The organism is Bartonella sp. AA86SXKL (assembly GCF_042196885.1).
The window spans coordinates 62,745-84,939 of the sequence record NZ_JBHIRE010000010.1 but is presented as its reverse complement, the minus strand read 5'-3'; the positions used below and the strand labels follow the sequence as shown (position 1 = coordinate 84,939).

Genomic DNA, 22,195 nt, shown 5'->3' with positions numbered 1-22,195 from the left:
CCTTATGTAGATACCATAATTTCTGAAGACATAATGCAGCCTATAAAATCCAAACTCTAACAACCAAACCAACTTTTAACACATGCGTGATTCACGCCACGGGGGAATTGCGCTCAAATAGGAGGAAATCAAGATGAGTGAACAAAACACTAACCTAACAGAAATTGAAGAAACGCATCACTTAGCGGTTAAACAAACTGCTATGGAACGTATTTTAAATAGAGCCTTAGAAAATGACGTCGATATGGACCGTCTCGAGCGTCTCATTGCCTTACGAGAAAAAGAAATAGAACGACAAAACTACGAAAGATTTGCCTGTGATCTTTCGAATATGCAAATAGAATATCAAAAAATACAAAAAAACTCTACAAACACCCATACAAACAGCCAATATGCAACCCTTGACCAGTACATTGATGCTGTAAAAAACACTCTTGCAAAACACCGATTTGCTTTGTTTTCTCGTATCAAAGAACAGAGTTCAGACAATATAATTATAGAAATGACTTTGACGCATCCGTCTGGAAATAAAATCTCAACAGAAGGAAAGTTTCCTTATGACACTAAAGGATGCAAATCAAATATACAATCGGTTGGTTCTGCAATCACATACGCACGCAGATATCTGTTAGGTATGCTTCTTAATGTCGTGAGTGAAGATGACGATACGGATGGGAACACACCTATTAAAAAGGCTTTTCCACAACAGATCAATGAAATCAGAAGACTTGTCGTACAAACCCAAACAGAAGAAGAAAAAATACTTGCTTATGTCAACGTCAAAAAGCTCGACGATATGTCTGAAGGACAAGCACAAACGGTATTACATCTTTTGAAAGATAAACAAAACAGGCAAAAGGCAGAAACAGATTCTACTATACAAGATGCCGATATAGAAACGCCACACGAACAGGGAACGGCGGTGTGAGATGGAACAAAGAACAGCAGAATGGTTTCAAGCGCGCTTGGGTAAAGTCACTGCTTCAAACGTTTACAACGTACTCAGTAAGACAGCAAAAGGTTTGCCTACAAGCAAATATGAAGATTACAAAACGAAACTCATGACAGAACGCTTAATAGGGGAAATAAGCCAATCTTATACAACACCTGCTATGCAATGGGGCATTGAACATGAAGAGAATGCCTTGAGAGAATATGAATTCATTTATGACACCAATGTCATAAGATGCGGGTTTATCCCACACCCAAAAATGAAAATGGCGGGGGCTAGTCCTGATGGGTTGATTGGAGAGGACGGTTTAATAGAAGTCAAATGTCCACAATCAACCACGCATTTGCGTTTTTTTATTTATGACGAAATCAAGCCTGAATATATCGCACAGATGCAATTCCAAATGGCATGCACTGGACGCAAATGGTGTGATTTCATGAGCTATAATCCAAACTTTGTAGGCAAATCTACTGGTTTGAGAATGAAAATCAAACGCGTCCTCCGTGATGAGAAACACATTGAAGAGATCAATAAAGCGGTCGAAATCTTTTTAGGGGAAATAGAACAAGAGATGCAAAAGATTTTGGCAAAAGCTGCTTAAACCTATGGGGGTGCTCTCTCCTCCCAGCACTCCCACCCATTTACCAAGGAAATTAAACGTGTGTAACACTAAACATATTATCATACAGCCTGCTAAAGATGAGGAATTTTGTTTTTTTACCATTGGCTATGAAGGTAGGTCCCTTGAGAATTATCTTAGTTGTCTCATAGAAAACAATATCAAAACTTTATGTGATGTTCGTAAAAATCCAATAAGTAGAAAACACGGATTTTCGAAAAGACAATTAGAGCAAGCTGTAAACAACATTGATATTGAATATATGCATATGCCTGAACTTGGAATTGCCTCTGAAAAACGAAGAAATTTGAAAACACAAAAAGATTATGACCGCCTTTTTGAAGATTATCAAAATACAACTCTCAAGAATAATTCTTGTGCAATAAACAAATTATATCAAATATTTTTAAACAAAAAGCGCGTTGCAATCACCTGTTTTGAAGCCAATGTATGCATGTGTCACAGAGGATAACTCGCATTAGCTCTCACTCAATTACCTGATTGGAAATATGAAATTAAGCACATCTAAAAAATAAACTTGCAGATTTTTAAAAACTGGAGTGCTCCACATGCCTCCCAGCACCCCCGCCCATTTAATTAATATAAAAAAGAGAAAGGTAATGAGATGATATTTGATGATGGAGATAGATATGTAACGACACGTGAGTGTGCACAGCTTTTTAGTGTATCCACAACAACGATTCGCAATTGGGTGCTTCAGGGGTTGTTTCCGGAGCCATATAAGCTAGGGAGAGCAGTGAGATGGAGAAAAAAAGAGATCTTAGCCTTCACTCCAAAGAAAAATAAGGAGCAAATAAGAACAAATTAGGTAAAATTATATAAACTGTAGAAGGTGGTCTAAAAGGTGGTCTGAAAATGGCTATTTAAAGAAAAAATCTATATATTTCAATATGCTAAACACAAAAAGTGGTGCCCAGACGCGGATTCGAACCACGGACACGCGGATTTTCAGTCCGCTGCTCTACCAACTGAGCTATCTGGGCATGCTTCATAAAAAATATAAAGCGTTTGCGGTTATAACATTAAAATTTTCTCTGTCCAGTCATCAAAAGAAAAATAATTGATTTTTTAATAAGTTTATCTCCCTATTCTAGAGCGTTATCAATGAATCTTTATCATAAAATAAATTTGATAGGTATATTGGATAGTTTAGTGTATTGTTATTAGAATGCTGTCTTATTGTGGTGATGATACGAAAAAAAATTAAAAGAATCAATCGAGAGGCATGATTAAGAAAGATTTTTTATAAAGTTTCCGTGAATTTTAAGCATACGCAATAATAGACAATATTTTTGACTTTTTTCTAAAAAGATTATTGATTAGTCTTTATAATAATTTGTTTTTCTTTATAAAGAAAGAAAAACATCTAAAAGGGGAGAAATAATGATAATGTTACAAAAACCAAGTAATCGTCCCAATAATACTAATTTTTCTTCAGGTCCTTGTAGCAAACGGCCTGGTTGGACTCTTGATGTTCTTAAAAATGCATTAGTTGGGCGTTCACATAGATCTAGAGAAGCAGAATTAAAACTTGCTGAAGTTGTTAATTTAACCCGTGAGATTCTTGAGGTTCCTTCTGATCATCGTATAGGAATTATGCCAGGATCAGATACCGGTGCTGTTGAGGCTGCTCTATGGTCTCTATTAGGTGAGCGTGGCATTGATATGGCAGCGTGGGAAAGTTTTGGGTTTGGGTGGAATAAAGATGTTGTCGAGCAATTAAAGCTTTCTGATGTGCGTCGTTTTGAAGCTCCTTATGGTGAAATACCAGATTTAACACAACTTGACTTTGATCGGGATGTTGTTTTTACATGGAATGGGACAACTTCTGGTGTGCGTATTCCTAATGCAGATTTCATTCCGCATAAGCGGGCTGGATTGACCATTTGTGATGCAACATCGGCAGCTTTTGCGCAATATCTTGATTTTTCAAAATTAGATGTTGTTACTTTTTCATGGCAGAAAGTTTTGGGAGGCGAGGCTGCACATGGTATGGTGATTTTAAGTCCTCGTGCTGTTGAGAGGCTTGAGAATCATGTTCCAGCTTGGCCTATGCCCCAACTTTTCTATATGACAAAAAATGGAAAATTGAACGAAGATATTTTTAAAGGAAAGATCATCAATACACCTTCTATGCTTTGTGTTGAGGATTTCCTTGATGGGTTGAAGTGGGCAAAATCTCTAGGAGGTGCAGCGGCATTAAGAGCACGGGTTGAGAAAAATTTTTCTGTACTTGATGCTTTTGTTCGCAAAACGCCATGGTTAGAATATTTGGCAAAAGATCCTGAAGTGCGTTCTAACACCGCTATTTGTTTAGATATTGTGGATCCAGTGATTACTGCTTTGGATACGGAAAAGCGAGTATCTTTTATAAAAGCGGTTGTGAAGCGTCTTGATGAGGAAGGGGTTGCTTATGATATCGGTTCGTATCGCGATGCTCCTCCTGGTCTTCGAATTTGGGCGGGTATAACAATTGAGGCTTCCGATCTTGAAATTTTAACACAATGGCTTGAGTGGGCGTTCCAAGTTGAAAAAGCACAGCTTTAAATAATTACTGGTGATTTTCACAGGGTGTTTTTAAACAGAAAAAGGATACGAGAGATTATGATGATCTTTCGTATTCTTGTATCAGACAAACAGCCTCTAAATATTACATGAATTGTAAAAGATTAACATGAATTGTAAAAGATTAAGAGGAGGAATAAATGCTCTGTCAGGTGTTGGATACGCACAAATTGAAATCTCTATTTTTTTACTTTTTGTAGCAAAAATGACAGATTTAAAATATTTTGGTATTTGCTTATCTTTATTATCATAAATTTGAAAATTTAATCACTTGAAGATTGAGAAAAATCTGAAATGAAGAGTCGCACTTGCTCTAAGGTTTCGTTATAAAGAAGTGTTTGTTTTTGAATGCTGGTTTTTTTGACTAAACACGACGGAGAAAGTTATGGCCAATGTAGTTGTTGTCGGTACACAATGGGGTGATGAAGGCAAAGGTAAAATTGTAGATTGGTTGTCTGAGCGAGCAGATATCGTGGTGAGATATCAGGGGGGGCATAATGCTGGCCACACATTGGTTGTTGATGGAGTCAGTTATAAATTATCACTTTTACCGTCTGGTTTAGTGCGTGGCAAGTTATCAATTATTGGTAATGGTGTTGTTGTTGACCCTCATCATTTTGTTGCAGAAGTAAAAAAACTATGTAATCAGGGTGTAAAAATCACACCAGAAATTTTGCGTATTGCTGAAAATGCTCCTTTGATTCTTTCGTTGCATCGTGATCTTGATGCAATTCGAGAAAGCGGTTTATCTGGTTTAAAGATTGGTACAACAAAGCGCGGTATTGGACCGGCTTATGAAGATAAGGTGGGACGTCGTGCTATCCGAGTGATGGATTTAGCAGAAAAAGATACACTTATGGCTAAGATTGAGCGGCTTTTGAGGCATCATAATGCTTTGCGTCGTGGGATGGGTGTTGCAGAGATTGATTCTCAAGCGCTTTATGATGAATTGATGCAAGTTGCGGATAAAATTTTGCCCTTTATGGATTGTACGTGGCGTCTTTTAGATGAAGGTTATCGAGGAGGTAAACACATTCTTTTTGAAGGTGCGCAAGGTGCTTTATTAGATAATGATTTTGGAACTTATCCTTATGTAACGTCATCTAATACAGTTGCTGGGCAAGCATGTACAGGTTCGGGGATGGGACCTGATGCAATCCATTATGTTTTGGGTATTGCAAAAGCTTATACTACACGCGTTGGAGAAGGGCCGTTCCCGACAGAGCAGATAAATGATATTGGTGAATTTCTGGGAGTGCGTGGACATGAATTTGGTGTTGTAACGGGTCGAAAGCGTCGATGTGGTTGGTTTGATGCTGTCTTAGTACGTCAGATGGTAACAATTTGCGGTGTTCAAGGTATAGCATTGACAAAACTTGATGTTTTAGATGGTTTGGATGAAATAAAAATTTGTATTGGTTATGAGCTTGATGGTAAAAGGATTGATTATTTACCTTCTTCCATGGGAGCTCAGGATCGGGTGAAGCCTATTTATGCAACATTAGAAGGTTGGAAGAAAGAAACAGCACATGCATTGAGGTGGGAAGATTTACCAGTGCAGGCTATTAAATATATACGCTATATTGAAGAACTGATTAATACAAAAGTGGCTTTATTATCCACAAGTCCAGAGCGTGAAGATACTATTCTTATTACGGATCCCTTTGTTAATTGATTATTGTTTTTAGATTTCTATATATGTTCTCTGTTCATTTTTGTATCTTTTTACAAAAAAAGTTTTTAAGAGCACGTAAGAGAAAGGTGCAAAATAGCATTGTTTATTTTTCATATTCATTTTACATTATGTTGTACCAATATTAAATGGCAACCAATTTAGAAGGCTAAAATAAAGTTTTTTGGCTTTACTATTGATTTTTTCTCAGTTTAAGAGAGATTATAGAGGAAATGGTAGATTTCGTTGGAATCTTAAAAAAGACAATTAATGCACAAAATAATATTACACCACAAGTGCGTAAGCGGATTTATAAGCGGGCTACCGAAACACTAGAACATCAATTTGTAACAGCAAAAATACCACAAGCAATAGCGGATGAACAAAGAAAGATTCTTCAAAGTTCTATTGCAACTGTTGAAGGAGAATATTTAGCAGTTGAAAAGAAACGGCTTTCTTCAGTTATTGGGTGGAATCCCACAAATATAAATGAAGATAAGAAAGTTACAAAAAAAACTATATTACCAAAGAATAATGAATTGTCAGAGGTAAACATAAAAAGAAAGCAGGATTTTGTTACACGTTCAAAGGATAACAAGGTATTTGTTGAGCTTTGTGTATCAGATATACCAGATGCAGAGCCTGTTAATATGGAGGCTGATGTGCCTTCTCAGCATGTTAATAGCAGTGTGTTAAAGATTTCTCCTTCGCAGGAAGATAATCCGCATATTGTTTCGCACATTTTTTCTCAGGCTTTACGTCGTGCTAATAAATCGTTAGTGCAAAGGCGTATTGTGATAAGTGCTGTTTTTGTTGTTAGTTTTGTTGTTTTAATTGTTGGTATTTTTTTTGTTGGTGAGCGTGTATTTGTATCAAATGATTATCAGTTTTTAGAAGAAAATCTTCAAGCTTCTCACAGAGTACCAAAGGCATTTCCAATTAAGAGAAAGTTAACACAACGCTTATTAGAGGATGGAAGTGAAATTGATGTTGGTTTAAAACAAGCGATAGATTCTTCGGATGAAGAAGTACTCTCAACAGTTGTTGATAGCAATTTGCAATCGCTTGAAAAATCAGGTGAAGCTGTTTTCTATCAAGCACGTACAAATTATGATGCAGAAAAGATAGCAACGGGAAGTGCTCGCTGGACGCTTATAAAAGAGTCTCAAGTGAAGGGGTCTCCAGAAGAAACAACTATACAAGGTGATATAACAATTCCTGATGAAGGGATATCATTGCGGTTAATTTTACGTCGTAATACCGATCAGTCATTTCCTGCTTCATATATTATGGACCTTATTTTTATTCTTTCGGATAAATTTTCAGGTAAAGCTATAAGCAATGTTCAAGCATTAACCTTTAAAGCAAGTGAACAATCCATTGGACAGGCTTTAACAAGAACCATTGCTGCAAAGATTAACGATGACTTTTTTCTTGTCGCATTGAGTGGTAATCATCCATTTCTTGATCGAAATTTACAATTGATGCGAGAATTAGATTGGATGCGTTTGGTGTTAACGGATAAAAATGGGCGTATAAGTGAATTAACCTTTGCAAAAGGACCAACAGGTAAGTCTATTTTTAATGAAGTTATTGGACAATGGCTTGCACAACAAGATAAGTTAACAGTTCTTGGTCAAAAAAATAAAACATAGATGCAAAAAAATAAACGGCTGTGAAGAATTTTCCACGACCGTCTTTATCAATTATATACCAAATACACTCACTAAATCTTTACATATCAATAACGTAAAGAATTCGATAGACTAATTTACAAGTATAAAGCCAAGGCATGCTTTTTTTCATTTTCACATTTAAAGAATGTGCAAACCATTGGCTTTATACTTAACTCTAGGTTTTACACTTGACTTTGAGATAAAGTAGAATCTTTGATAGAGTTTTGTACTTTTTCAAATGCACGCATTTCAATTTGTCTTACTCGTTCTCGACTAATATTAAATTCACCAGAGAGTTCTTCTAGGGTTAGTGGTACATCATTTAAACGACGCGCTTTGAATATACGTTTTTCGCGTTCATTGAGATTGTCCATGGCATTTATGAGCATGGAACGGCGATTTTCTAATTCACTTTTTTCAATTAAAATTTGTTCTTGATCGTTAGATTCATCCACCAACCAATCTTGTAACTCGCTGTTTTCTCCTTCTTTTGTCCGAATTGGTGCGTTGAGTGAAGTGTCACCACCAAGCCTACGATTCATTGATACAACTTCATCTTCTGTGACATTCAACTGGGTTGCAATTTCTTTCACTTGTTCTGCATTGAGATCGCCACTATCAAGTGCTTGAAGTTTACTTTTTAACTTACGAAGGTTGAAAAACAAGCGCTTTTGATTAGCTGTTGTCCCCATTTTCACCAAACTCCAAGAGCGCAATACATATTCTTGGATTGACGCTTTAATCCACCATATTGCATAGGTTGCAAGACGAAAACCCCGCTCTGGTTCGAAACGTTTAACAGCTTGCATGAGTCCAACATTGCCTTCTGAAATGACTTCCCCAATGGGAAGTCCGTAGCCCCGATATCCCATCGCGATTTTAGCTACGAGACGCAAATGGCTGGTTACTAGCCTATGCGCAGCTTTTAGATCATTATGCTCACGGTAACGCTGAGCTAACATATATTCTTCTTTTGGCTCAAGCATTGGAAAACGACGCACTTCTTCCAAGTAACGGTTTAAACCACCATCACCTGTCATTACTGATAATAAATTCATATGGGCCATATAGCACCCTCCTTTCATCTGAATTCCCTGATAAGGCAAATTCTATGTTTTAGATAGCTAACTATCCTCATAACCTCACTCTAGCATATTTTTCAATTTTGTTCAAAAAAAGATATTTTATTGTGAAATCTTGAGAAGGGGAAAAGTTTCAATTCATTTTTTTAAAAAGCTTAATAAGTTTAGCCATATCTTGAGGCAGTGGTGCGGAAAACGACATAACTTTACCGGTAGAAGGATGTTCAAAAGTAAGACTTGCAGCATGGAGTGCATGTCGGTTGAATTGATCGATTGCATTTCTAATAGTGGGGTTGAATGTGTTTGATTTTGTTTTAAAAGCGTTTCCATAAACTGTATCGCCTATGAGTGGATGCCCCATATGAGTCATATGAACACGGATTTGATGGGTGCGTCCAGTTTCTAAGCGACATTCCAGAAGGCTAGCAAAAGATGTTGAGTCTGCATGAGAGCCATATTTTTCAAGCAGAGAAACATGTGTAACAGCATGACGAGCATAAGGGTTTTGGTTATGGATGACAGCTTGCTTTGTCCGGTTATGGGGCGAACGGCCAAGTGATGCATCAATTGTCCAGACATTGCGCTGAGGTGTTCCCCAAATCAAGGCATGGTAGCGTCGATCTAATGCGCAGGTACGTCCATGATCAGAAAATTGAGCACTGAGACTTTTATGAGCTAGATCATTTTTTGCAACAACCATAACACCGCTTGTATTTTTATCAAGACGATGGACAATGCCAGGGCGTTTAACACCACCTATACCAGATAAACTATTCCCACAGTGGTAAATAAGGGCATTAACCAATGTACCGGTCCAATTTCCATTCCCAGGATGAACAACAAGACCAGCTGGTTTGTTAATAACAATGATATGATCATCTTCAAAAAGAATGTCCAATGCAATGGCTTCAGCGCTAGGTTCTGCATCACGAAGGTCCGGCATTTCCAATTCAATTATTTGGTTAGGTTTTAATTTTGTTTTTGGTTCCTTTATGAATTGACCATCAATTTTAAGACAGCCTTCACGGATGAGGGTTTGCAAACGCGAACGTGAGAGCACGTCATGATATTGTTTTGCGAGCCACTGATCAAGACGTTGCCCAAGAGCACCTTCATCCGTTATTTTCTGTATTACCATACGATTCCTATTAAGTTTTTAATAAGATTTTACCAGTACGAAATTGCTTTACTATCGAGAAATTCTTTAATTCCCCAATGTCCTCCTTCACGAGCGCGCCCAGAAAATTTTACACCTCCAAAGTAGCTTCCACTGGGTAATCCATGTCCATTAACTTCTACCATACCAGAGCGTACTTGTGCCGCAATACGACGACATTTGTTGCGATCTTGCGATTGAATATAGTTTGTAAGACCATACTCAGTCTCATTCGCTAAAGCGACGGCTTCTTCTTCTGTACTAAAAGAAAGAATCGAGAGAACTGGACCAAAGATTTCTTCTTTAAAAATACGCATATGAGGTTTTACATCAGCAAAGACTGTTGGACGGACATAATAACCGCGTTCCATTCCGTTTGGTAAACCAGTCCCGCCTGCAACAAGAGTTGCACCTTCATCAATTCCCGATTGGATAAGATCTTGAATTTTATCATATTGTTTTTTTGAAACAATGGGCCCAATATGATTTCCTTCTTGGCAGTTTGGTCCTACTTTTGTTGTTTCTGCAATATCTTTGGCTATTTTCACGGCTTTGTCATAGATGCTCTGTTCCACAAGCATACGAGTTGGTGCATTACAACTTTGTCCACTATTATAAAAGCAATGTCGTGCACCACGTTGAACAGCATCTGAGTCGGCATCAGCAAAGATAATATTCGCTCCTTTTCCCCCAAGTTCCAGACAGACTCTTTTTAAAGTAGCGCTGGCATTTTTAGAAATATCTTTTCCTGCTCTAGTTGAACCAGTAAAGCTGATCATTTCTAAATCTGGATGTGCAGAGAGGTAAGAGCCGACAGTTGCACCATCACCATTGATTAAATTAAAAACACCGGCTGGAAGTGCGGCTTCATCTAAAAATTCAGCAAAAAGCATAGCAGAAAGAGGCGCAATTTCAGAGGGCTTTAACACCATGGTACAGCCAGCCAAGAGAGCAGGAATAACTTTAAGAGTTACTTGATTCATGGGCCAATTCCATGGCGTAATTAATCCTACGACGCCGATAGGATCGTAGTGAAGGATTGCTTGCTCATTTCCCTTTATTAAAGTTTTTTGGAACGAAAACTCTTTATAAGCTTCGATAAAATTGCGAATATGGGAACTGCCAGTTGCAGTTTGCGCATTAAGCGCCATATCAATTGGTGCCCCCATTTCCATTGAAATGGTTTTTGCCATGTCTTTGGAACGTTTTTCGTAGATCTCTAGAATTTTCTCAACAAATCCAAGACGCTCATTTGGTGATGTTGTTTTCCATTTTTGAAAGGCTTCTTTAGCCGCATTAATTGCTTTATCGGCATCTTTTGTACTTCCAAGGCTAATGACAGCACAAGTCTCCTCTGTTGATGGATTAATGACGTCAAAATCGTGAGGAGTGCTTGGCTCATCCCATAGACCATTGATATAAAATTTCCGTTTATTAAACATAATTCACTCCCTTTTTTCTATTTGTATTTATGTAATTATGATTGTCTTAGTCTAAGCCTTTTTAAACGAGGATAACAAGGGTAATCTTATAAAAACGCGAGAAATTAGATTATATTGTGATAATTGATCATGGAGAATTCAATAGAGCAATGCTTATTGTATTATTGAAACTAGTTTCTTTTATGAAAAGGGAGAGAAAGAGAGGCATAGACAATTTTCTTGAAGCTTTTTTATCATGAAGTTTTCTTCAAAACAAATGAAATACGAGCTCTATGACACCATAAACTAGGCAATTTATATCGTAAATATGCAAAAGGCAGATTATGAATATGCATTATGGCACTATTTTTTTCATTTAAAAGTAACCATCAGCAAAAGGTTATTAACCTTCGTATGATAGTTTCTACGAATTCTTTTTGAAAAGGTTATTTTTCTCATTGCTATAAATTTGTTGGGTGCCATGCATAATTCGAAAACAAAATCTATTTCTACGTCTTCTTTTTCTGATGATGGTACAAAAGGTGCATCAAGAGAAGATTTATCTGTTAAGATTACTGAGATATTTCCTTATCCGGAAGTGTGGAAAAAGGCATTTGCCCTCGGAAAAAACGTCCGTTTCACGAGAACCCCAGAAGTTGAGATTTTGCGTCGTCGTATAGAAACAGATCCAGTTTTTGCAAAACAGTTTAAAATTTTTACGAAGCAAGATCAAAAAAAAATTACAGATACAGGTATTGTACGTTGTAACAAGAAAACAACAAATATTCTTTCGACAAAAAAAGTCATTAATCCTCAATCAATAGAGAATAAAACATCAGTTTGTCATTCAACGGTTTTGAAGCAGTTATCACGACAAGCTATTCATATGCCGTCAGCAAATATTCCACTTGAGGAGGATAAACAAGAACATAAATTACAAGTGGAAAATGTGCTACAAAAAATAAAACCTGCGTTGCATCTTTCCGATGATGCTTTTTTTGAGTGTGAATCTTTGATATTTGAACATGTGGAGACTCAAACTTCAAAAGAGGATGGAACATCAATTGATACGACAAATGAACTCACACCTGATATCCCCACAGCCTTTGATGAGTCAATAACTGCTCTTTACCGTGTTCTTGAATACCGCTTTCCACAACTCTATGATTCAATTACATCAGAATCTCCAGCGGAAAGAATGCGAGGTGTTGAGAAAATTTCTGATTTAATGCATACAAATAAAGAGTGTCATTCTAAGCTTTCTGTTGAAGATTCTGCTCATACGTTAAGTAATACAGGGGCGTTAAGTGATGCAGGGGTTAGTATAGAGACTGAAAATACCAATAATATTGTCGCCAATAATACTGTTGATTGTATAAACAAAGCCGTCACAAAGAATTCAAAAGATTTTTCTGTGATGCAAGCAAACAGTAAAACTAAAACATTGCAATCTACTCGTATGCCATTAGGTAATTATGATTCTGCTTTTATGCAAAATATTCAATCTATTGACTGTGATGTTTATGAATTTCCTCCGATCAACTTATTACAGGAACCTGTTTTTCACGAAGGTACGATGATTCCTCAAGAAACATTGGAACGTGGTGCTGGACTTTTGGAAAGTGTTTTGGAAGATTTTGGCATTAAGGGTGAAGTTATCCATGTTCATCCAGGGCCAGTGGTAACAATGTATGAATTTGAACCCGCTGCGGGTGTAAAGTCATCGCGCGTTATTAATCTTTCTGATGATATTGCGCGTTCTATGTCTGCTATTTCTACACGCGTTGCTGTAATTCCTGGACGTAATGTTATCGGGATTGAGTTACCCAATGCGGTTCGTGAAACTGTTTATTTACGGGAATTAATCCAAACACGTTCTTTTCGTGAAAGTGAATTTAAACTTGCTCTTGCTTTGGGGAAAGGGATTAATGGTGAACCTGTCATTGCAGAATTAGCAAAAATGCCTCATTTATTGGTTGCAGGAACAACAGGATCAGGCAAGTCTGTTGCAATTAATACAATGATTTTGTCGATTCTTTATCGTATGACACCAAAGCAGTGTCGTTTGATCATGGTTGATCCTAAAATGTTAGAGCTCTCTGTTTATGATGGCATTCCACATCTTTTAACACCCGTTGTCACAGATCCCAAAAAAGCAGTAACAGCTTTAAAATGGGCGGTTCGTGAAATGGAAGAGCGTTATCGCAAAATGGCTAAGTTGGGTGTGCGTAATATTGATGGTTTTAATGCACGCGTTGCACTTGCAGCTCAAAAAGGCGAAACGATCATGTGTACTGTTCAGTCGGGTTTTGATAAGGAAACAAGGGAAATGCTTTATCATGAAGAAGCCATGGATCTCACGCAGCTTCCTTATATTGTTGTGATTGTTGATGAGATGGCTGATCTTATGATGGTGGCAGGGAAAGAGATAGAGAATGCCATTCAGCGCTTAGCGCAAATGGCGCGTGCGGCAGGTATTCATCTTATTATGGCAACGCAACGTCCTTCTGTTGATGTTATCACAGGTACAATTAAAGCGAACTTTCCTACCCGCATTTCTTTTCAAGTAACATCAAAAATTGATAGTCGTACGATCTTGGGTGAACAAGGTGCTGAAACACTTTTAGGTCAGGGGGATATGCTTCATATGGCAGGTGGTGGACGCATTGTGCGCGTTCATGGACCTTTTGTTTCTGATGAAGAAGTTGAATCCATCGTTGCACATCTAAAAATGCAAGGTAAACCTGATTATTTAGCAACGGTAACAGATAATGAAGACGATAACAAAGAGGATAATTCTGCTGATTCAGCTGCTGGAATTTCTGAGGAAGAAAATTTTGATGAAGAGGGTGAGGAACTTTATAACCAAGCTGTAAAAATTGTTATGCGTGATAAAAAATGTTCAACATCTTATATTCAGCGCCGACTTTCAATCGGCTATAATAAAGCAGCTTCTCTCGTCGAGCGGATGGAAGAAAAAGGCATTGTTGGAGCCGCTAATCATGTTGGAAAACGTGAAATTTTACTCAATGAAGTAAAATAAACAAACACATTTAAAAATATGCAATTTTTTAAATATTTGACAGTCATTATTTAAATGTGCTTGTTTTATTTTTTTATATAATATTAAAAATTTAAATGGAGAGTAATAAAGAAAAAGCGATCTTTTGTATTAAGACTTCTGACGAGGTAAACAAGCTGATATCAAAGGAGATTATGAGATATTTTTAACATTTCTAAATGATATGGAATATAAAGAAATTAAACAAATCTTTATATGAGGACATATGATTTGTGTTCTCTTTTCTACAGAGAATTTTTTAATAAAATAGTGCGGTGGCATATTTTTTTTCTTTTGTAGCGATTCTAATGAAAGAAAGATCTTTGGAAGATTATTGAGAGCATCATAAAAAAATGCCCAATATGCAAGTTCTGTTGCATGGGGTACTTTAAAGCGCTACGCTGAATTTATTATCATTTGATATTATTGGCTCAAGAAAGGTGTTCTTACGAGAAGCTTTATTTGAAAAAGAGATTTTTATAATGCAGTATATTGATTGATAGTAATTTATCATTATTCACAGTGAATAAAAGTCTCAAACATTGTAAGATTTTCTCATTTCAAATCTGTTTCTGTTGAAACAATTAAAACCATTTCCTTGCGTATCATAATAATGTAGGAGTAAAAAAGTTAAAAATGCTGCTTATGAATGCCTTCAAATGCTAAGAACTATTGGTGACATTAGGGGCTGAAATTAGTATAATGATGGTGCTAACCAGCTCTTTTATAAGCATAAAAATGGTAATGCACAATGCCTTGATATCCTCTATAGGGACCTTTACATTACACCATTTACGGATGCTGTCGTAAAATAAGCTTGGGGATCTTGGGAGTTATTTTTTCAAAACAGGCGCATGAATGCGTAAAATAAGTGTATTCTTTTTGAGTACTATTTATGCGAGGGAGATGTTATCATTATTGTAACAAGATTTATTACAATAATGGGTGAATGAGCAACCAGAGCTGGAAGCTTCTTTTTATTCTTGTTTTGTTGATGAAACAGTCAAAATTTTGCTACAGACAATTGATATGAGATATCAAGTTATTATAACCAGAACAGATAATTGTAAACAAATTAGCATTATTCATTTGAGAGTAAATCCAACACTTTTTAGTTTTAGTTATGCCATTAAAAGCAGATGAGTTAAAGTTAAATACAAATGAATTAAAATGTCAGCAAGAAGCTTTTCGTTTTACACCAGAGCTTTTGCCACGGCCTTTTACGTGGGAAATCGATCACAATGGTTTGTTTTGTGAAGTCTCAAAAGAGCTAGCTGAAGTTGTTGGTCCTCTCTCTTCTTCTATTTTAGGGTGTAGTTTTCATGAGCTTGCTCATCAATTTAATGATGATCGATATCTGGTTCTCAGTCATTTTATTGAAGCGGCTATGCCTTGGAGTAAAGAGATTGTTCAATGGCCTGTTGATGGTTGCTTACAATGGCTTGATGTTGAATTGTCGGCTTTGCCAATTTTTGATGTTACAAAGCAGCTTAAGGGGTTTCGTGGCTTTGGTGTTTTAAAAATACAAAAAAAAGTCCAAGAAAAAAGAAATGAAAAGCTAGAAACAGAAATGCTATGTCTTACGGAGATAGAACGCTCAGCTTTTCGTGAAATTGCAGAGCAATTGCGTGATGAATTGAATTCATCGGTAAAAGAAGAAAATTTAGTTGAAGAAACAGCTATTCAGTTACCATATGCACAAACATTGTCGGTAAATGCTATAGAACAAGCTCTCGTAAAAGAGCCCGCTGCAGTTTTATCATTGTTGGATACAGCAACAGATGGTGTTTTATGGTTGGATGAAGAGGGCTTTATTCAATCAGCGAGTAGGGCAGCCTTAGCATTAATGGGTTATGAAATAAATGAACTACGAGGACAGCTATTCTCTTCATTATTTACTTTGCAAAGCCGACTTTTGGTTGAAAAATATTTTAAATCAATCCGTATGGAGGGAAAAAATCAGGTTTTAAATCGCAGTGAAACCGCTGATTTAATGACAAAAAATCATAAAAATATAACCGTTTTGATAACGATTGTATTTTTGGCAAAGCAAGGCAATTATGCTGTTATGTTGCGTGATAGGACACAAACAGTTCCATCAGGAGAAAAAAAAGCAGAAGAGGATAAAATCGTTGGAGTTGTTCATGAAATACGAACACCTTTGAATGCTCTTATTGGTTTTGCAGAAATTATGAGAGAAGGCCGTTTTGGTTCGATAGAAAATGAGCGCTATCATGGATATTTACGCGATATTATTTCCTCTGGAAAACATATATTATTGCTGATTAATCAATTACTAGAGTGCTCGAAGATAAATTATTCTGGTTCCGATAACCAGATTGATTCTTCCCTTATTTCTGAAACATTTGATGTAATATCTTGTTTACGTGCGACGATAGCTTTTCTTGAAACTCAAGCCAATCAGAACGGCATTATCATGCGTATTGTTGCTCCACCTCACGTTCCATTTATTCCTGTATCACAACAAGTGTTTCGCCAGATTATATGGAATCTTCTTTCCAATGCTATTCGTTTTACACCTTTGGGTGGACAGATTATTGTTCACGTTTCTTATAGAAAAGAACGTGTAAAAATTTCAGTGAGTGATAATGGTATAGGGATGAACGAAGAAGAGATTATACAGGCACTGCAACCTTATGGTCAAGTAGAGCGCAAAGATGGACGATCTGGTGATAGCGCTTTTATGGGAACAGGTTTAGGCCTCCCAATGTGTAAAGCAATGGTGGAAGAAAGAGGGGGACAATTTTTACTGTTCTCAAAACCCAATCATGGAACAACTGTGGAAATGTTTTTTCCTCGTGTTCCATGATGTAAATCTTGCATAAAATTATTTTTTCTTAGCCAAAAGATCTCTAATTTCTGTTAAAAGTTGTTCTTCTGAAGACGTTTTTTTAGGGCTTTCTTCTTCTTTTCTACGAATTTTATTCATAGCCTTAACGAATAAAAAAAGAACCCAAGCAATAATGAGAAAATTGATAAGTAAAGTAATAAAGTGTCCATAGCTAATGGTTGCTCCAGCTGCTTTGGCGGCACTCAATGTTGCTTGTTTTTCGCCAGCAAGTTGAATAAACATATTAGAAAAATCAATCCCACCTGTAATCAGCCCAATGATTGGCATAAAAATATCATTGACAATTGAGTTGACCAAGCTACCAAAAGCACCCCCTATAATCACACCGATAGCAAGATCAATCATATTACCTTTTAGGGCAAATTCTTTGAATTCTTTAAGCATTGCATTTTCCCCTTTATATAAGCGATATACGGTAATTTACTTACCGCTTTTGATGAAAAAGGAAAGGGCAGATTTTATTTTTAGGATTATATTACGATATTAATATTATTTTCAAAGAACTTTATAAGGTTTAATAAAGAGCTTTAGGGCTCTATTTGAATGTACATAGAATATTTCCTAGAAAAAAGCTTTTTTGATAAAAACTATATCTGCTTTTTCAACAGAAAGTAGAAAACTGTAGCTTAATTTATATAATTGCCTCAAGATCTTTATGATAACATTAAAAAGAGAGATTTTTACACAATACTACAAAATGAGTAGTGTTGAAAGTTGAGCTATCAGAAAGCTTTTCAAATGAAGTGCATATATTAGCATAACACTTTGTCATAAAAAGAGAATTTAGGAATAAAAAATATATTTCAGCACTGATAGAGGAAATAGATAGATGAGACAGGAGTAAAACTTATAATTTAATTCCTCTTAATTTAGTAAGCGATAATAGCAATTAGGAGGGCATTATGGCTTATCTAAAAGCTATTTGTATTGGGTTGCATGAGCTAAAATGGCGATAATTCGGATGGAAGAAACACATTTCATCTGCTGGAAGATTGTATCAGTTTATAAATAGCAGAGCTCTAGGGTTTGCAAGATCATTTTGGTTTGGAAGTCGTTGGTATGATGTTTGAGTTCAATAATCAACTGTCATTACTTAAAATATATGTTAGGCAGAGCACTTAATAGATGCAAAATTGTATTTAATACATCAGAAATGGCAAAGAAAACAACGCAGATTATCAATAGAGTACAAATTGATTGAACATTCTGTTGCTCATAAATAGTGCAACAATAGTATGAATTTAGATGATTTTATGAACTATGTATCCTATAAATGCTAGGAAAAAATAGCTTTATAGAACAAGCTTTGTTTCTATTGAAAACAATATTACACAAAGGAACTTTGGGAATAGAGATAATTTGCCTGCATTTTTAAGAAAATTATGAGCGTGCCTGCATAAGGCGTCATAAAACCATGACTATGGTAAGAGCCATTGATGTTCCAATTCATGCTGAATTTTATAAGATTAGGATTCATATTTTAATCTTTAAAAAATGTCGAAAAAGAGAAACATTTTTTAAGAATAAAAAGTTCTTTACATAGTATAACCAATATAAACATGTATGGCTATTATGTGATGAGTTTTCTTCTAGAAGGGGAATATTATTTGGATAATATGCTTGCTTTGATTGGAAATCTTTTGTGTTAAAAGGTAGAGGTGAGGTGCGATGGATCATTTTTATGTTGTGGAGAAGAATTGATGAGTTTTTTTCGTTGTATTGGCCGTTCTGCCTTATTTATGTTGGATCCAGAGCAAGCACACGGTTTAGCGATTCTTGGGCTGAAAAGTGGATTAAATGGTTGTCAAAAGGTTATCGACAAACGTTTGTGTGTAACTGTTGCTGGTCTTGAGTTTGAAAATTTTATTGGTCTTGCAGCGGGGTTTGATAAAAATGCAGAGGTTGTAGATGGTATTTTTCGGTTAGGATTTGGTTTTACTGAAATTGGGACAGTGACACCAAAGCCTCAGATTGGAAATCCTAAACCACGGCTTTTTCGTTTAAAAGAAGATGAAGCGATTATTAATAGAATGGGCTTTAATAATGACGGACATCAAGTTGTTTACAATAGATTGCATGCGTGTAAAAAAACTGGTGTTATAGGAGTCAACATTGGAGCCAATAAGGATACGGTCGATAAGATTGATGATTATACTGTTGGTATTGCTCATTTTTATGATGTTGCTGATTATTTTACGGTTAATATTTCTTCTCCTAATACACCAGGTTTACGTGATTTACAGGCCCGTGACAGTTTGCATCTTTTGTTGAGTGCAATTTCGCAAGCGCGAAATGAGCAAGAGAACAAGCATGGATTCTCCATTCCCATTTTTTTAAAAATTTCTCCTGATTTATCAGAGAAAGAATTAGATGATGTTGCTGAAGAAATAAAACTTTCTGATTTTGATGGACTCATTGTTTCTAACACAACTCTTTCACGCCAAGGTCTTAACAATAGTCACTTCCGTAATGAAGAGGGTGGGCTTTCTGGACGTCCACTCTTTGAGCGTTCTACTATTATGCTTGCAAAAATGCGTCAAAAATTAGGGAAGGAGATTGCAATTATCGGTGTTGGCGGTATAAAGGATGCACAGACTGCTTTGGAAAAAGTAAAAGCTGGTGCAGATTTGATTCAATTATATAGTGGGATGGTTTATGAAGGTCCAAATCTTGTCATAACTATTCTGCAAGAGGTTTTGCAGATGATGCAACAAGATGGAGTTGATAACATAAAAGGCTATCGTGATCATAGTCTTGAGCATTGGGCAAAATTTCCTTTGTAAAAAACGCTTTTTTCTTCACAAAAAATTGCGAGATTTTTTTAAAGGGGCTTGCAAACTTTGTTGATCTTCCTTATGTCACATAAGCAAAGGATAAATGTTTACGAAATCGTGAGCAGTTATAATGCGTTTGTTTTTTGTGCGGTTGTAGCTCAGTTGGTTAGAGCGCTGGTTTGTGGCACCAGAGGTCGTAGGTTCAAATCCCACCAACCGTACCATTTGTCTTGTTACAACTTTTCTAATTCTTATTTTTGGCGTTTTGTGAGGCGGTTAAAAGCCGCGCTTGGCGGGCTTTTTTGCGTGTGAGCCGTCACGGAGCAGAGACCTTGCGCGGATGATTTTTTTCAAATTTTGCCCAAAACGGAATGATACGATCAATAATCGCTTGAAATATAAACGGGTTAACTGAATCTATGATTCTGATTGCAATTGCAATAATAAATATCTCTATCAGTATATTTATATACTTTTAGTATATTTTGTAAACCAAGAGAATCCTATTTTACTTTCATTATTATTGCTCATAATATAAACCATTAAGTTTAAACACATAAAATAAGTAAGCATAAATTTACTAAAATATGACATATTTTTGACACAATGCCCTTAATTTTGTCAACTATATATTATAAATATGAACTTGCATGAAAGTGCATTCATATCTCCAGGGGTGTTTCGGTGGTTAATTATGGGTAAGCCATTCTGGCGCGGGAACATAAGTAACCTTGGGGGATTTATTTATACAATAAATTGGGGAAAATAAATGGGAAGTTCAAGTGGTTCGCACGATTATTGCAGTGCCGATAATTTTAGTAGCAAATATAACTCTGGTAGTGCGTTTGGTGACAAGTATGGTGGTCACGTTGGCATTGCGAGTGGTGTTGTCGTAGGATTGGCAGCGCGTAATCCTATGGTTGGCATGACCGTAGGAAGCTTTGCGCAAGGTGTAGGCGATAAGTTCGGAGGCATCATAGGCGGTTATGGTGGTTATGGTGTGGCTGCTGTCCAGTGTGGCACACAGTTTTTGGGTCAATCTATTGCTAATTCAGGTGGTGGGATGTTGATGCACTTTTGATGTAGTTCTTTGGGTTATCCTAAAGCCTAGAACGGTGGTACTGTAAAAGGTGCCACCTTTATGTTTGGAATATTGCACAGGAGGAGCTATGGGCGCGTTTGGTTTAGTGCTCGTTTATTTTTGTCTGTGGTTTGGCATATTGTATCTATTCCTCAAAACTATTGCTATTAATGGAAAAAGCATGTTAGGCAGGGAAAACATGGTTGCATTCATAGTGGCGGCATTGGTTGTTCCTCCTCTCATGTATGCCTTTGAGTATATAGTCGGTGTGTCGATAACATCTTCTCATGTTGCTATAATTATGTTCTTTCTTTTTGCATTGAATTTATACCCAATATAGTAAACAATATAAAATGCTTTAGTTTGTCCATTATCGCAAGTTGCCCCATTTTTTTCATCGCAGCTGGTTTTATTGTTATGAGTGATGACCTTCTGTTAGATTTTTTTGATCTGCAGCTTTCGAGCTATATTTATCTGCTTTTCATTATTCCGTTGATGATAGGGGTGGCTCGCTATGTCCTAATTGCTAAAGCTTTGAAGGAAAAATCTATGTCAGTGCTAGATTTAAGCATTTGCATTGGCTGTGGGTTTGCCATAGGCGTCTTTTTTGTGTCATCACTGCTTTTATCAGACCTTCGAGAAATCTATCAACAGATAGGTTTTGCAAACAGGGAGGCAGTGAAAAAAATGTTTGATTATGCGGTGTTTGGTTTTGCTATTCTAACGGGCCAAGTTTTTTTGACATTTTTGATGGTTCTCTTTGTTACTACAAAGAAATATTATTGGTTGGTCCTTGATGTTCTTGCAGAGCTGTTTTTTAGCCTCTTTGTTTCTTATTATGTAGCGTTTGTTCATACAGATGATGACTATAGAATGGTTAGAAATTGGATTTGTTTGATGTTTGTTGTTTATTATATGTACGTGCGTTACATTAAATCAAAGAATGTGAAGCTTAGCGTGATTAACCCGTTTAAAAAGAAAACTGAGTGAGAAGACAGAAGGCTATAGTTCTTTGGGTTATCCTAAAGCCTAGAGCAGCCAACCCAGGAGGGGCAGTTTCTGGAGCAATAGTAGGCAGGGTCCCGTGGCGCAGCCGCGGGTATTGCTAAAGCTGGTTGGGATTGTGCTCGCTCTAAGTGGTGAAATTATTGTTTGACCTGGCTTTTTTAACAAGGTAAAGGCCTTGCTAAGGGGTACACTATCAGCCTCTTAGCAGGGAGTTTTTCTCCCGCAATAATATCTT

Annotated in this window: 16 protein-coding genes and 2 tRNA genes; 13 read left to right on the top strand and 5 right to left on the bottom strand. The window is 36.6% G+C overall.

Annotation, left to right across the window (positions count from 1 at the left end; all coding sequences use genetic code 11):
* Positions 1-133 precede the first annotated feature (133 nt).
* The 4 genes from ACFIO5_RS06015 (at position 134) to ACFIO5_RS06000 (ending at position 2,400) form a co-directional block, all read left to right on the top strand.
* Entirely contained in the window at positions 134-928 is a 795-nt protein-coding gene (locus ACFIO5_RS06015; RefSeq protein ID WP_375705156.1) for an ERF family protein, read from the top strand.
* 1 nt (position 929) lies between these two features.
* Positions 930-1,553, top strand: coding sequence for a lambda exonuclease family protein (locus ACFIO5_RS06010; RefSeq protein WP_375701222.1), 624 nt, complete (start codon positions 930-932; stop codon positions 1,551-1,553).
* Between the two features lie 58 nt (positions 1,554-1,611).
* Entirely contained in the window at positions 1,612-2,043 is a 432-nt protein-coding gene (locus ACFIO5_RS06005; RefSeq protein WP_375642947.1) for a DUF488 domain-containing protein, read from the top strand.
* A 153-nt stretch (positions 2,044-2,196) separates the two neighbouring features.
* Positions 2,197-2,400, top strand: coding sequence for a helix-turn-helix transcriptional regulator (locus ACFIO5_RS06000; RefSeq protein ID WP_005865986.1), 204 nt, complete (start codon positions 2,197-2,199; stop codon positions 2,398-2,400).
* Between the two features lie 99 nt (positions 2,401-2,499).
* Here the strand turns inward: ACFIO5_RS06000 and ACFIO5_RS05995 are convergent.
* Positions 2,500-2,575, bottom strand: a tRNA-Phe gene (locus tag ACFIO5_RS05995).
* Positions 2,576-2,975: 400 nt separating this feature from the next.
* Between ACFIO5_RS05995 and ACFIO5_RS05990 the strand changes: the two genes are divergently transcribed.
* From ACFIO5_RS05990 to ACFIO5_RS05980, 3 genes are all read left to right on the top strand, one after another.
* Positions 2,976-4,139, top strand: a complete 1,164-nt coding sequence (locus ACFIO5_RS05990) for a phosphoserine transaminase (RefSeq protein WP_375613717.1) — start codon at positions 2,976-2,978, stop codon at positions 4,137-4,139.
* A gap of 403 nt (positions 4,140-4,542) precedes the next feature.
* Positions 4,543-5,832 carry an adenylosuccinate synthase gene (locus ACFIO5_RS05985; RefSeq protein WP_375633506.1) on the top strand — a complete coding sequence of 430 codons (1,290 nt, stop codon included), beginning with the start codon at positions 4,543-4,545 and terminating at the stop codon, positions 5,830-5,832.
* Between the two features lie 230 nt (positions 5,833-6,062).
* Positions 6,063-7,484, top strand: a complete 1,422-nt coding sequence (locus tag ACFIO5_RS05980) for a hypothetical protein (RefSeq protein WP_375633507.1) — start codon at positions 6,063-6,065, stop codon at positions 7,482-7,484.
* A 203-nt stretch (positions 7,485-7,687) separates the two neighbouring features.
* Here ACFIO5_RS05980 and rpoH read toward each other — a convergent pair whose 3' ends face one another.
* From rpoH to ACFIO5_RS05965, 3 genes are all read right to left on the bottom strand, one after another.
* The gene (gene rpoH, locus ACFIO5_RS05975; RefSeq protein WP_375618560.1) at positions 7,688-8,572 is read right to left on the bottom strand and encodes an RNA polymerase sigma factor RpoH; all 885 of its coding nucleotides are present in this window, start codon (positions 8,570-8,572) and stop codon (positions 7,688-7,690) included.
* A gap of 148 nt (positions 8,573-8,720) precedes the next feature.
* Positions 8,721-9,725, bottom strand: a complete 1,005-nt coding sequence (locus ACFIO5_RS05970; protein WP_375634868.1) for an RluA family pseudouridine synthase — start codon at positions 9,723-9,725, stop codon at positions 8,721-8,723.
* 29 nt (positions 9,726-9,754) lie between these two features.
* Positions 9,755-11,185 carry an aldehyde dehydrogenase family protein gene (locus tag ACFIO5_RS05965; RefSeq protein ID WP_375633509.1) on the bottom strand — a complete coding sequence of 477 codons (1,431 nt, stop codon included), beginning with the start codon at positions 11,183-11,185 and terminating at the stop codon, positions 9,755-9,757.
* 460 nt (positions 11,186-11,645) lie between these two features.
* Between ACFIO5_RS05965 and ACFIO5_RS05960 the strand changes: the two genes are divergently transcribed.
* Positions 11,646-14,207: a DNA translocase FtsK gene (locus ACFIO5_RS05960; RefSeq protein WP_375705155.1), complete on the top strand. Its 2,562-nt coding sequence runs from the start codon at positions 11,646-11,648 to the stop codon at positions 14,205-14,207.
* Positions 14,208-15,348: 1,141 nt separating this feature from the next.
* The gene (locus ACFIO5_RS05955) at positions 15,349-17,055 is read left to right on the top strand and encodes a PAS domain-containing sensor histidine kinase (protein ID WP_375705154.1); all 1,707 of its coding nucleotides are present in this window, start codon (positions 15,349-15,351) and stop codon (positions 17,053-17,055) included.
* An 18-nt stretch (positions 17,056-17,073) separates the two neighbouring features.
* Here the strand turns inward: ACFIO5_RS05955 and mscL are convergent, their stop codons facing one another.
* Positions 17,074-17,481, bottom strand: a complete 408-nt coding sequence (mscL, locus tag ACFIO5_RS05950) for a large conductance mechanosensitive channel protein MscL (protein ID WP_026500234.1) — start codon at positions 17,479-17,481, stop codon at positions 17,074-17,076.
* A gap of 1,316 nt (positions 17,482-18,797) precedes the next feature.
* Between mscL and ACFIO5_RS05945 the strand changes: the two genes are divergently transcribed.
* The 4 genes from ACFIO5_RS05945 (at position 18,798) to ACFIO5_RS05930 (ending at position 21,942) form a co-directional block, all read left to right on the top strand.
* Positions 18,798-19,880 (top strand): quinone-dependent dihydroorotate dehydrogenase, encoded by a 1,083-nt coding sequence (locus ACFIO5_RS05945; RefSeq protein WP_375627812.1) that lies wholly within the window; start codon positions 18,798-18,800, stop codon positions 19,878-19,880.
* Positions 19,881-20,018: 138 nt separating this feature from the next.
* A tRNA-His gene (locus ACFIO5_RS05940) sits at positions 20,019-20,095 on the top strand.
* Positions 20,096-20,640: 545 nt separating this feature from the next.
* Positions 20,641-20,952, top strand: coding sequence for a hypothetical protein (locus tag ACFIO5_RS05935; RefSeq protein ID WP_375636629.1), 312 nt, complete (start codon positions 20,641-20,643; stop codon positions 20,950-20,952).
* Between the two features lie 417 nt (positions 20,953-21,369).
* Complete coding sequence (locus ACFIO5_RS05930; RefSeq protein WP_375705153.1) at positions 21,370-21,942, top strand: hypothetical protein; 573 nt, start codon at positions 21,370-21,372, stop codon at positions 21,940-21,942.
* Positions 21,943-22,195 lie beyond the last annotated feature (253 nt).

Excerpts from the sequence above, each read along its gene's own strand:
- ACFIO5_RS06015 (WP_375705156.1), top strand. The coding sequence starts at position 134 with ATGAGTGAACAAAACACTAACCTAACAGAAATTGAAGAAACGCATCAC.
- ACFIO5_RS06010 (WP_375701222.1), top strand. The coding sequence starts at position 930 with ATGGAACAAAGAACAGCAGAATGGTTTCAAGCGCGCTTGGGTAAAGTC.
- ACFIO5_RS06000 (WP_005865986.1), top strand. The coding sequence starts at position 2,197 with ATGATATTTGATGATGGAGATAGATATGTAACGACACGTGAGTGTGCA.
- ACFIO5_RS05990 (WP_375613717.1), top strand. The coding sequence starts at position 2,976 with ATGATAATGTTACAAAAACCAAGTAATCGTCCCAATAATACTAATTTT.
- ACFIO5_RS05985 (WP_375633506.1), top strand. The coding sequence starts at position 4,543 with ATGGCCAATGTAGTTGTTGTCGGTACACAATGGGGTGATGAAGGCAAA.
- ACFIO5_RS05980 (WP_375633507.1), top strand. The coding sequence starts at position 6,063 with ATGGTAGATTTCGTTGGAATCTTAAAAAAGACAATTAATGCACAAAAT.
- rpoH (WP_375618560.1), bottom strand. The coding sequence starts at position 8,572 with ATGGCCCATATGAATTTATTATCAGTAATGACAGGTGATGGTGGTTTA.
- ACFIO5_RS05970 (WP_375634868.1), bottom strand. The coding sequence starts at position 9,725 with ATGGTAATACAGAAAATAACGGATGAAGGTGCTCTTGGGCAACGTCTT.
- ACFIO5_RS05965 (WP_375633509.1), bottom strand. The coding sequence starts at position 11,185 with ATGTTTAATAAACGGAAATTTTATATCAATGGTCTATGGGATGAGCCA.
- ACFIO5_RS05960 (WP_375705155.1), top strand. The coding sequence starts at position 11,646 with ATGCATAATTCGAAAACAAAATCTATTTCTACGTCTTCTTTTTCTGAT.
- ACFIO5_RS05955 (WP_375705154.1), top strand. The coding sequence starts at position 15,349 with ATGCCATTAAAAGCAGATGAGTTAAAGTTAAATACAAATGAATTAAAA.
- mscL (WP_026500234.1), bottom strand. The coding sequence starts at position 17,481 with ATGCTTAAAGAATTCAAAGAATTTGCCCTAAAAGGTAATATGATTGAT.
- ACFIO5_RS05945 (WP_375627812.1), top strand. The coding sequence starts at position 18,798 with ATGAGTTTTTTTCGTTGTATTGGCCGTTCTGCCTTATTTATGTTGGAT.
- ACFIO5_RS05935 (WP_375636629.1), top strand. The coding sequence starts at position 20,641 with ATGGGAAGTTCAAGTGGTTCGCACGATTATTGCAGTGCCGATAATTTT.
- ACFIO5_RS05930 (WP_375705153.1), top strand. The coding sequence starts at position 21,370 with ATGAGTGATGACCTTCTGTTAGATTTTTTTGATCTGCAGCTTTCGAGC.